Genomic DNA, 12,564 nt, shown 5'->3' on the forward strand with positions numbered 1-12,564 from the left:
TTCCGAATTCTTGTGATAACAATGAATTAGTATGGCGGTGGAGCTTCTAATAGTTACCAGAATCTGTCTGTGCTTACACCCAGTGAAGTGTTCCGCAAAGGTTGTTGTGTTAGAAAGAAGGCTTACTATAGAAAAAGCCATTGCATTCTGATGAGTAAGATCGTATACAGTTTCATCTTCCTGACTCTCCTGACAGCCTGCCAACCACCGTCGGAAAAGGAAGCAATAACGTCTGAAGAAAACACCTTATTTAAATCGCTATCGTCAACTCAAACCCATATTGATTTTATAAACCAGCTCCAGGAAGGCCTGAATGCCAATCCTCTGGTGTACGAATATTTTTACAATGGCGGAGGGGTAGCGCTGGCCGACTTTAATAATGATGGCTTAACGGATATTTATTTCACTGCCAACATGACCGAAAACAAGCTGTATCTCAACAAGGGACAGCTGAGTTTTGAAGACATTACCCAAAAAGCCAACGTATCGGGTCGGCAGGGGCCCTGGAAAACCGGCGTTACCGTGGTCGATATTAATGGCGATGCAAAATTGGACCTGTATGTGTGCTATTCGGGCAATGTTGCAGACGAAAACCGTCGAAATCAACTCTTTATAAATGGGGGCAATAATGCCCAGGGCATTCCGGTCTTTTCCGAGCAAGCTCAGCGATACGGCTTAGACGATCCTTCCTTCAGCACGCAGGCTAGCTTTTTTGATTACGACAAAGACGGCGACCTGGATATGCTCTTGATTAATCATTTAAATAAAAGCCTGAACAATTTAGATGAGTCGAGCATTGGAAAACTTCTCAGCCAGCAATCGCCTAAAAACAGCCCAAAGCTTTACCGGAATGAGCATGGAAAATTTAAGGACGTTTCCCTGGCTGCCGGATTGCCCGGCTCCATACTAAACTACGGTTTAGGACTTGGCATATCGGATATCAATGGCGATGGCTGGCCCGACGTATATATTTCCAATGATTCGCACGCTCCGGATCTGCTGTTGATAAATGGACGCAACGGAAAATTCACCAACCAAAGCAAAGAGAGCCTCGGTCATACCTCTTATTTTTCGATGGGCAATGAAGTGGTAGACATTAACAACGACGCCCTGCCCGATATTTTTACCCTGGACATGCTGCCAGCCGATAACAAGCGGCAAAAATTGCTATTGGCTCCCGACAATTACGAAAGCTTTGACCTAAACCTGCGCGTGGGCTTCCATTATCAATACATGCGCAATATGCTCCACATCAATAATGGCAATGGAAGTTTCAGTGAAGTAGGTCAGCTCGCGGGTATTTCAAATACCGATTGGAGCTGGGCCCCTTTATTTGCCGATTTTGATAATGACGGGTGGAAGGATTTGTACATCACCAACGGGTACGTGCGTGATTACACCAATATGGATTTCCTGAAATACATGGGCGATTTCCTGACATTCAAAGGAGGCCATGTAATGCGAAAAGACCTCTTGTCGCTGGTTGAGAAAATGCCTTCTTCTCATGTAAGCAGCTACGCATTCAAAAACCTGGATGGCATCAACTTTACCGACGTAAGTGCGAATTGGGGATTTACCACCCCTTTTAACAGCAATGGCGCTGCCTACGCCGACCTGGATAATGATGGTGACCTGGATCTTGTTGTCAATACGATCAACAGTCCGGCGGCCCTTTTTGAAAACAGAGCTAACCAACTCTCGAAAGACAATACCTATCTCCAGTTGAAACTGGTAGGTAATCAATTAAATACCCAAGGTATCGGAGCAAAGGTCTGGGTATATACCGGTGGTACGGTGCAATACCGGGAACAAATCCTTACCAGAGGATTTCAATCCAGCGTATCGCCCATTTTGCACTTCGGGATTCGTAAAGGCCAGCCGATTGATTCGGTACTTATCACCTGGCCAAGCGACCAAACCCAGGTTCTCAGGAACGTATCGGGAAATCAGCTCCTGACGCTACGAGAAGAGGAGGCAAAAAAGCGCCTGGAAAAGCCTTTTACAAAGCCTACAGTCCATTTTGCGGAGCTTTCGTCACCCATTGATTTTAGTCACAAAGATGAAAACGTAAATGATTTCAAGCGGCAGCCGCTGTTAGTAAATCCTCTTTCTTTCCCCGGCCCCTGCATGGCAAAACGGGACGTAAATGCCGACGGCCTGGAAGATATTTTTATAGGGGGCGGCAGCGGGCAGCCTGGGGCGTTGTATCTGCAGCAAAAGGGCGGTAAGTTCTCTAAAAAGGTAACTAAAGCTTTTGCTGCCGATGCCAGGTGCGACGACACGGACGCCCTCTTTTTTGATGCAAACGGCGACACCTTTCCTGATTTATATGTTTGCAGCGGTGGCTATGATAACTTCCTGCCCGCCGATCCGAACTTGCAAGACCGACTTTATGTCAACGATGGCAAGGGTAACTTCACGAAGCAAGTACAAGCCCTACCTGCCATGCTTACCAGCACAAGCTGTGTCAGGGCCGCCGACGTAAATAAAGATGGTTACCTGGATTTGTTTGTAGGAGGAAGGGTTGTGCCGGGCCGCTATCCGGAAACGCCCCGAAGCTATTTGCTGATCAACGATACGCGGGGAGCTTTCAAGGATCGAACACACGAACTGGCTCCTCAACTGGAGAAGGCAGGCATGGTAAGCGATGCGATCTGGCACGACATCGACGGCGATCAAACAAAAGAATTGATTTTGGTGGGCGAATGGATGCCGATTACCGTAATGTCGCTCAGGAATGGAAAGTTGATTGCCAACACCGAAGCTTATTTTAGTAAAAGCTATTACGGCTGGTGGAATCGAATTCACCTGGATGATTTGAATGGCGACGGGCGCATGGATTTGATTCTGGGAAACTACGGCCTGAATACCCAATGCAAAGTCAGCGAGAAAGAGCCCGCCCGATTGTATGTCAAAGATTTTGATGACAATGGTTCGGTTGATCCCATTCTTTGCTTCTTTATTCAAGGCAAAAGCTATCCATACGTCACCCGCGATGAATTGCTGGATCAACTCAGCATGATGCGTACGCGCTTCCCGGATTATAAAAGCTATGCCGAAGCTACTATTCAGCAAGTCTTCACGCCAGAAGAGTTAGCGGGCGTTTCTGTTCTTAAAGCGACGCATTTGAAAACCGCCTACTTTCAATCGGATGCGAACGGGAAGTTTGTGGAAAAAGCCCTTCCCGTTGAGGCCCAGCTTTCACCCGTATTTACGATTACGACCCTTGATTATAACCAGGACGGCCATAAAGACATCTTTCTGGGTGGGAATATTCAGCATGCGAGGCTACGATTTGGCAAGTGTGATGCCAACTACGGCGTGTTATTGAGCGGAGATGGTAAGGGCAACTTTACCAATGTGCCATCTTTTAAGTCGGGTTTCAAGGTGCTGGGCGACGTTAGGAGTAGCATCTATATAAACCATACCCTCTTATTAGGGCTCAATCAGCAAAAAGTTAAAGCGTATACCCTCAAGCAGCTATGAAAAGGATTGTCCTCATCTTTCTTATGCTTATGCTGGGTGCTTGTCAGACAACACCAAAGGGACCAGTACCCAAACTGGGTTCCCGCCTTATTAGCGAGCTCGTTTACCAGATGACGGATATAATGGTGCATGATGTAACCAATCCTCCTTTGGCGGCCCGTTTTTTCTCCTACGCATGTTTGGCTGGTTATGAAGTGGTTGCACAAAACGACCGCAGTATGAAGCCGCTGAACCGCTTTTTGAGAAGCTATCCTGAGTTGCCACCTCCTACGGCTATCGGCGAGCATTCCTATGAATTGAGTGCCTTACTGGCTATGGTGGAGACGGGAAAGAAACTTCAGCCATCGGGTTTTTTACTAGAAAAGTACCAGAAAAGCGTGATCGACTCATGCATGCGAAGTGGCTTTAGCAAAGACATTGTGCAAAATTCACTGGCCTATGCAAACTATGTGAGTGCGCATATTCTGAAATATGCCAAGGCTGACAAGTACAATCGAATCAGCAATTATCCCCGCTACTCACCCCTCAATAAGGAAGGCTCCTGGTATCCAACTCCTCCCGGCTATTATGCGCCGGTAGAGCCGTACTTCAATACGGTTAGGCCCTTTACGCTCGATACGTGCAGTCAATTCAAACCGGTGCCTCCGGTTCCGTTTTCCTCGACGCGTGGGTCTGAATTTTATGCCTTGATGGATAGCTGCTACCAAACGGGGTTGGATTTGAACGAAGAACAAAAGCAAGTGGCGGCTTTTTGGGATTGTAACCCGTTCGCTTTAGAAAACAATGGTCACCTTTTGTATGGCGTGAAGAAAATATCGCCCGGTGCACATTGGCTGGGCATTACCGGAATTGCGTGTGAAAAAGCGGAAATGAGTTTTCCAATGGCCATGAAAATCCATACGGTTGTTTCCGTCGGTCTCATGGATAGTTTCATCGCGTGCTGGGACGAGAAGTTTCGGAGCAACCGGATTCGACCCGAAACAGCCATTCGGAAATACATTGATTCGGATTGGAAGCCTTTTTTGCAGACGCCCCCCTTTCCTGAATACCTAAGCGGACACTCCACTATTTCGGCAGCAAGCGCCACGGTATTAACCTTTTATTTCGGGAAAGATTTTGCGTTCACCGATACGGTAGAAAAACGGTACGGGCTAACAGACCGGTCTTTCAATTCTTTTCATGAAGCGGCCAATGAAGCGGCTATATCGAGGTATTACGGGGGAATTCACTTTATGGATGCCATTACCAATGGTCTTTTGCAAGGGGAAAAGATGGGAGAATGGATTTTACAGAAAGTGGAAAAGGACAGTACCGCGCTAACAACCAACAAAACAACATACAACAAACACGCCTAACCGGGTTCAAATCAACGTATGCATAGCAAGAGCCAACCCTGCTTTTTTAGTAAAACTTTTCTTGTTCTATTCATTGGATCGCTTCTTTTTTCCTGTAAAAAAATTACCGATACCCGCTATGAAGTCAGTGGGTCGCAGGTTAAAATCCCGTTGAAAGGTGGCACGCTCTTGCTGAATGTGTACTCTGATAAAATCATTCGGGTGAAATACGTTGTAGGCGATTCTATTCCAGAAGACGACAGCATACTGGTATTCAAAAAGCTTTCAGGGGCGTTCAAAGTAGCGGAGAAAGACAGTCTGATAAGCATCGAAACCGCTTTTGTGAAAGCGCAGGTAAGTCCCGACGGTACAGTTCAGTTCGTTGATACGAACAACCAAACACTGCTGTCGGAAATGAAAGACGGTCGCAAACTAACGCCAGTAAATGACCATGGTAAATCAAGCTTTTCCCTTCGGCAAACCTTCCTCTGTGGCGACGAAGCTTTGTACGGACTGGGCCAGTTTCAAAATGGCCTGTTCAACTGGAAAAACACGCCCCTGGTACTTAAGCAATACAACCAGGAAATTGCAGTTCCCTTCGTGATGTCCAGCAAAGGCTACGGAATTTTATGGAACAACTATTCCATCACCCAATTCAATCCTGCGGAGAGGGAAGTGACCTTAGCCACCACTGTAGATTCGGCGCGCAACATTCGGAAATCCTTTTTTATACCCGCAAAATCGGGCACCTACAACTTTGCTATCGAAGCGCCGAATGCCGAAAACCGCATGCATGGCCCCGTACTCCTAACCATCAATGGCGATACGGTATTTCATTACAACACAGTTTGGGTACCCGACTTCCATGTCGGAAGAATTGACCTGGAAGCGAACAAAAATTACGAAGTCGTACTGCAAAATAGCAACAGCCAGTCGCCGGGCAAGCTGGTATACAATGAGCCTGACTACAACAAAACGGTTTTTCAAAGCCAGCTAGGCAATGCCATTGATTATTTCTTTGTCTACGGCGAAGACCAGGCCCAGCTTATTCACGGCATGCGCGACCTGACTGGAACGGCACCCATGTTCAGTAAAAATATTTATGGTTTTTGGCAATGCCGGGAACGCTACCATTCGCAAAAAGAGCTTTTGGAGAATGCCATGGAATACCGTAAACGCGGTATTCCGGTAGACAATATCGTGCAGGACTGGAACTACTGGCCGGAGAAAACCTGGGGTCCGGAATGGGATCGTACGCGGTACCCGGACCCTAAAAAGATGGCTGCAAGCCTGGATAGTCTGCATATGAAGTTAATGGTTTCCATTTGGCCAAGAATCGATAATCCAGTACTGGAAGAGCGGTATCACCTGAAGGAGCACAAGTTGGATAAGAGCGGCAACCTGGATTTCTACAACCCTGCGGTACGCAACAACTACTACAACATGGTGAAAGACTCGATGTATGCGCTTGGCATCCATTATATATGGTTAGACGGCACCGAACCGGAAGTGTACCCGGCCAATGCGATCACGAACCAGGGTTCATTTGACCGCGTAGCACTTACCTATTCGCTGATGGTTACCAAGAGCATATACGACCGGAAACGGGAAGACTATCCTCAGCAGCGGGTTTTCAACCTGACTCGCTCGGCCTTTCTTGGGCAGCAGAAGTACGGTGCCGCCGTTTGGTCAGGAGATGTGCTGGCGAGTTGGGAGCAATTCAGAGAGCAAATTCTGGCGGGTCTAAACTATTCCATGGCTGGATTGCCATACTGGACGACTGACATCGGAGGCTTTTTCAGGGATAGCAAATCATTCAACCCCCGGTTTAAAAATCAGTACACCAGCAACGAGTTTAAAGAGCTGCTTACCCGTTGGTTTCAGTTTGGTGCGTTTTGCCCCTTATTCCGCATCCACGGCTATGTGTCCGAGACGGAGGTGTGGCGGTACGGCCAGTCTTTTGAGACGATGGCCAGGAAATTTATTGAGCTTCGCTATCGGTTGATGCCCTATTTGTATGCACAAGCCTGGAAAGTAACCAACAGTGCCGGTTCTATCATCGCACCGCCGGTCTACTATTACCCGAATGACAAAAAGACCTGGGAGCTCAAAGATCAGTTCTTCTACGGTCCTTCCATCCTGGTTGCCCCCATTACCCAATACCAGGCTCGACAGAGGCAAGTATACTTGCCAGCAGGTGGGTGGTATAATTTCTGGACTAATGAAAAATTATCTGGAAACCAAACCGTTAGCGTCAAATCACCGCTCGACCAAGTTCCTACCCTTATCAGGCAAGGCTCCATTCTGCCCTTTGGGCCAGCCCTCCAGTATGCCAGCGAACCAAGTAAGGAAGGTCTTACCCTGGTTGTGTACCCCGGTGCTAACGCCGATTTTGAGTGGTACGATGATGAAGGGGAGAACTATACGTACGAAAAAGGCAGGCATGCCGTAGTGCCCATTCATTGGGACGATCAACAGAGAGAACTACGTATCGGGCAACGCAAAGGAACGTTTCCAGGACTACAGGAGGCCATTAAAATCAAGGTGGTCGTCGTCGATTCAACAAGCGAAGGCGGTTTGTCGGTCATTAAAAAGCCCAACACATCGCTTACGTACCGGGGCGCGGCCCAAAAAGTTAACTTCTAATTTGACCTAACACGCTAATTCAGGCATAGGATATACAACTTCTTCATCCAATTGTATGAAACACATTCGTAAAAAAAATCGGCAAAATAGCTTACTCGTGTTTGTCTTTGTTATCAGTTCTCTACGGCTAGTTCAGGCACAGGATATACAAAGGCGCTGGACTTTGGGTAAGGATAATGATATCATCTGGACTATAAGTCAGGACAAAAGTCTTCCCCACCAGGATAATGTGGAAATGAGTGGCTATGGCGTTTCTACGATTGTGACGTATGGAGTTGATAAGCAAAAGCACGCATCCCTGAACGCCCTGGTTATATGGCCATCCTACATCGTGAAATACGACTACCGCAGCTATCTTCAAAAAAGCTATCCCCTAGATAGCCTGTTCATCAAAGTAGATGGCCAGCCAGTTGCTGTTTCGTTGGTTTCACAGGTGAGGTTCAATGGCATTCTGGAGCTTCAGTACCAACACAGCCGCCTACGGATCAAACGCTTTATCTATCCGGCGGTGAATGATCCGGCAGTATACGACCGCGTAGAGATAGACAATACCGGGAAAAAAGATGCGCGCATTGAGGTCGAAAAGGCCAATCGGGAAGAATTGGTTGTTGGTGAAAACACTAAATGGACAATGGCGCTTGCCAGGACGGAAACCAACCAGGTGATTAAGCCGGGCGAATCAACGATTGTCACAACCATCCTCAGCGCTCGTAAAGCAGAGCAAAGCCCTGGCAAATACGACGCGGAGAAAGATTACCAGGGGCGGCTTGCGTTCATCAAAAAGATCAATCAAAATCTACACTTCAACAGCCCCGATCCAGAAATGAACCTGGCTTTTCAATTCGCTAAGTTCAGAACGTCCGAAAGCATTTTTGATTCTGATTTAGGAAGGGTGCATTCGCCAGGAGGAGGCCGGTACTACGGTGGTGTCTGGGCCAACGACCAGGTAGAGTATGCAAATCCTTTTTTTGCCATGCTGGGCTACGACGAAGCGGAGAAAGCGTCGATGAATGCCTACAAAGCATTCATGGCCAAAATGACTCCTGAGTTTTCGGCCATTCCATCTTCTTTCGAGATGGGTGGCAAGATGGTCTTTTCGGGCGCTGGCGACAGAGGAGATGCCGCCATGTATGCCTACGGAGCCTCCTTGTACGCACTTTTGTCCGGTGATCGTCAGGTGGCCGATACGCTCTGGCCAGCTATTGTCTGGTGCCTGGACTATTGCGAACGGAAAACAAATGAGGCCGGGGTTATTGAGTCAAAAACCGATGAAATGGAAGGACGAATCCCCACGGGCACGGCTAACCTTTCTACCTCCACGCTGGCGTATGCGGGCTTTACCTATGCAAGTCGACTAGCCAAAGCACTAAACAAAGAAAGGGCAATCAGTACGCATTATGAACAGAAAGCGAGTGATCTTAAAAAGGCCATTGAAACCTATTTCGGAGCTAAAGTAGAAGGCTATGACACCTATAAATATTATAAGGAGCATAACAAGCTGCGACACTGGATATGCCTTCCCCTGGTAATGGGCATCGAAACGCGGAAAGAGGGTACGATAAAAGCCCTATTTGAAAAGCTGTGGACAAAAAATGGTTTGCTGGTAGAAGATGGGCAGACGATCTTCTGGGATAGAGCCACGCTATACGCACTCCGTGGGGTCATTAAGGTAGGTGCAGTGGAGGTAGGCATGAGCAAACTCAAAGCTTATTCTACGCAGCGTCTCCTTGGCGATCACGTACCCTACCCCGTTGAAGCCTATCCCGAAGGCAACCAGGCGCATCTGGCAGCAGAAAGTGCCTTGTATTGCCGTATCATCACGGAAGGCTTGTTTGGCATAGAGCCGCTTTCGTTGACTGAATTTCAATGCTTGCCACGCCTGCCAAAAGAGTGGAATAAAATGGAGCTTCTCAATGTCCAGGCGCTTGGAAAAGTGGTGGACATAAAAATAAACTCGGTTCCTGGAAATAAAGTACGGCTGGTAGTGGAGGAGGGTGGCAAGCAAATCTTTATCCAGGAAGCGATGGCAAATACGGCATTCACGGTTAAACTGAATTAATGATGGCTACTAAATTTATTTCCCGACGCGAATTTTCGAAGCGTAGTCTGCTGTTGGCCGGAGCCTTACAATCACTGAATGGATTTGGCTTTTCGTCTGGTTCGAAGAAGTTAAGGTCAGATTGGATGGTTGGGAAATGGGGAATGATGGTACACTGGATAGCGCCCGGACCCGCCCCCGAACGAGGGGCCCGCATTGACGACTTGAATGAAGCCGTCAACGCCTTTAACGTTCCCCGATTTCTGAATCAATTTCAACAGAGTGGCGCTGATTTCCTGATGTTCACCATTGGACAGAATACGGGCTTTTATGCAAGTCCGAATAACGTACTGGATCAATTGGTAGGCGAAGGGCACGCTTCAAAAAGAGATTTGATACTGGAGTTGGCGAAAGGCGTTCATGCCCTAAAGAAAAAATTCATTGCCTATCTGCCCGGCGAGATTGCTGCTCCTAAAGCCTTGCACGAAGGGTTTGCCTGGAACCGTGACAATCAAGCTGAATTTCAGAAACATTACACTCAATTCATCAGGCAGTATTCTCTCCAATATGGAAAGCATCTGGACGGCTGGTGGTTTGACGGCTGCTACACCAAATGGCCCGAATACTATATTCCCAGAGATTGGGATTTATGGCTGAATGCCTCGCGAGCAGGAAATTCAGCCGCAGTGGTGGCGTTCAACGACGGGTGCTTCTACGTGGGTTCTACCCAGCCTCCCTGTCCGCAGCAAGATTACCTTTCGGGTGAAGCCTGGAAATTTAAAGATGGAAAAATTGCCATTGGTGACCGTGAGCCAGTCGAATTATTCCTTCCCACAGATCGCTTTGTGCCGGGCACGAGCTGTCAGTTTCACGTTCAGTTGCCCATTGACTGTGATGGGCAATGGATGCACAATACGCCGGGACCGATGCCACCGCCCCACTATACAGACCAAGAATTGTTTCCTGTAGTGAAAACATGCTTACAGGTGGGTGGAACCGTAACACTCAACATGGGCATCTACCAGGAAGGTCATATTGCTGAAACTACGTTGGCACAACTGCAAAGAATGAAGCGTCAGCTTTCCTAAACCGGCAGCCAATTTTAGTCACTAGTAAACCTGTTACTCTTAACCATCAAAAATGATTCGCAACTATCTCCTTCCTTCCCTCCTCCTATTGCTGATCACATTTTGCGGTTTTGTGTGTTTAAAGAACAGTACGAAATCATCGAATCCGGGCACTCGCCTGGACTACATGCCGCCAACTGTTACAGCCTTTCAAAAGCTTCTCAAAAATTCCCCAGCGGTAGCCGAGGATGCGAAGGGGGCCGCAATTTCTGCCAGCCAACTGCTTGTTGATCGAAAGTGGACAGGCAATACCTGCAAAACTACCTGCAAAAACCTAGGAAAAACCCCATTGCAGGTCTCTACGGTTTTTTTGTTTTCTATTCCAGCGCATGGGCTGCCTCCCGAAAGTCCGGTATACGGAGAAGGGTTTCAGATGCTCCATCAAAACGGTGGTACGCTTCAACAGCATGAGAACATTGGCGTATATCCCGACAATAAGCACTATAACATTCCCGATGTGCATGGCCTGCCTACGGTCTATGGCATGATGGTCATTAGTGTCAGGAAAAACGAATATATGCTGCTTGGGTTCACGTCCTGTAAGCGGTTTATTGGTCGGATTAGTTACGATAAACAGCAGATGCAGGTATCCGTAGACACCGAAGGGTTGGAGTTGAAGCCCGGTGAATCCTGGTCACTGGAAGAGTTTACGGTGCTGGGGAGTGCTGAGCGGGGTGCTTTATTTAAAAGGTTTGCTTCCCAAATTGCCGTGTATCATCCGACGCGAAAAACACCAAAAATACCTACGGGCTGGTGCTCCTGGTATTGCTATGGCCCGGCAGTGACCAACAAAATTATGGAAGAAAACCTACAGGGTTTTAAAAAGGTATTGCCCGAAATAAAATACATCCAGCTAGATGATGGCTATCAGCCCTTTATGGGCGACTGGACTGACCCCAATCCTGCGTATGGCGATATACAGGAAACCATTGCGTCGATACGAAAAGCAGGATTTGAACCGGCCATTTGGGTAGCCCCTTTTATTGCTGAAAAAGGGTCCCACGTCTTCAGAGAACATTCCGACTGGTTTGTGAAAGATGTGGATCAAACGCCCCTGGTGTCCTCCAAAATTGGTTTTGGTGGCTGGCGATCCGGGCCCTGGTACGTGCTGGATGGCACGCATCCCGAAGTGCAAAAGCATTTTCAGAACGTCATCAGTACAATGCGCGAAAAGTGGGGCATTAACTATTTCAAGCTGGATGCCAACTACTGGGGTGCGATCCATGGAGGAATACACTACGATCCAAAAGCTACCCGTATCCAGGCTTACCGGCGTGGCATGGAAGCACTGTTTAGCGGTTGTGATGCCAATTCTGTAATGCTTGCTTGCAATGCTCCCATATGGCCATCGCTCGGACTCGCTACGGCTATGCGTACTAGTGGAGACATTAGCCGCGAATGGGGGGTAATTCGTGGGACTGCGTATGAAAATCTTTGCCGGGCCTGGCAAAATGGTACGCTTTGGGATTCCGACCCCGATTGCGTGGTGCTTGCCAATGACACTGTTTTCTCAGGAAAAGAGCCAATCCGTAAGCAGGAATGGATGTTCCATGCCACCTCCATTCACGCGGTTGGTGGCTCGGTGTTGAGCGGAGACAAAGCGGCCAATTTAAAGGAAAACGAGTTGGCGATCCTTAAAAAATTGCTTCGTACCAATGGCAAGGGCGCTACCTTTTCGGATGCGAAGATGGAAACCGGTTTCACCGACATGGGCGATACGCAGTACTATTATTTCTTTAACTGGGATGACCACGAAACCAAAGACTTGACTGTCCGCTTGAAATCAAAAGCGCAACTCACCGATTTCTGGACCCATGAACGGCTCGGCGTTTTCGAAAATACCTATACAGTAACCAGGCTCGCCCCCCATTCTGCCAGGTTGATTATGGCAAGCAAGAAGTAGTACTCAAAAAGACATCCTGAACCAGCAAAC

General features: G+C 47.9%; 6 protein-coding genes. All 6 read left to right on the plus strand.

Annotation, left to right across the window (positions count from 1 at the left end; translation table 11 throughout):
- Positions 1 to 150: 150 nt before the first annotated feature.
- The 6 genes from WBJ53_RS32505 to WBJ53_RS32530 are packed head-to-tail and all read left to right on the plus strand — an operon-like array spanning position 151 to position 12,534.
- Entirely contained in the window at positions 151 to 3,486 is a 3,336-nt protein-coding gene (locus tag WBJ53_RS32505; protein ID WP_338877467.1) for a VCBS repeat-containing protein, read from the plus strand.
- A complete protein-coding gene (locus WBJ53_RS32510; protein WP_338877468.1) occupies positions 3,483 to 4,841 on the plus strand; it encodes a vanadium-dependent haloperoxidase in 1,359 nt (452 codons plus the stop codon). Before WBJ53_RS32505 ends, WBJ53_RS32510 begins: the two co-directional genes overlap by 4 nt.
- Positions 4,842 to 4,859: 18 nt before the next feature.
- Positions 4,860 to 7,466 (plus strand): TIM-barrel domain-containing protein, encoded by a 2,607-nt coding sequence (locus WBJ53_RS32515; protein WP_338877469.1) that lies wholly within the window; start codon positions 4,860 to 4,862, stop codon positions 7,464 to 7,466.
- A gap of 55 nt (positions 7,467 to 7,521) precedes the next feature.
- Positions 7,522 to 9,525, plus strand: a complete 2,004-nt coding sequence (locus tag WBJ53_RS32520) for a hypothetical protein (protein ID WP_338877470.1) — start codon at positions 7,522 to 7,524, stop codon at positions 9,523 to 9,525.
- On the plus strand, positions 9,525 to 10,592 hold the full coding sequence (locus WBJ53_RS32525; RefSeq protein ID WP_338877471.1) for a hypothetical protein: 1,068 nt from the start codon (positions 9,525 to 9,527) through the stop codon (positions 10,590 to 10,592). Before WBJ53_RS32520 ends, WBJ53_RS32525 begins: the two co-directional genes overlap by 1 nt.
- Before the next feature lie 52 nt (positions 10,593 to 10,644).
- Positions 10,645 to 12,534, plus strand: a complete 1,890-nt coding sequence (locus tag WBJ53_RS32530; RefSeq protein ID WP_338877472.1) for a glycoside hydrolase family 36 protein — start codon at positions 10,645 to 10,647, stop codon at positions 12,532 to 12,534.
- Positions 12,535 to 12,564 lie beyond the last annotated feature (30 nt).

The sequence above is a fragment of the Spirosoma sp. SC4-14 genome (assembly GCF_037201965.1).
Taxonomy (GTDB): domain Bacteria; phylum Bacteroidota; class Bacteroidia; order Cytophagales; family Spirosomataceae; genus Spirosoma.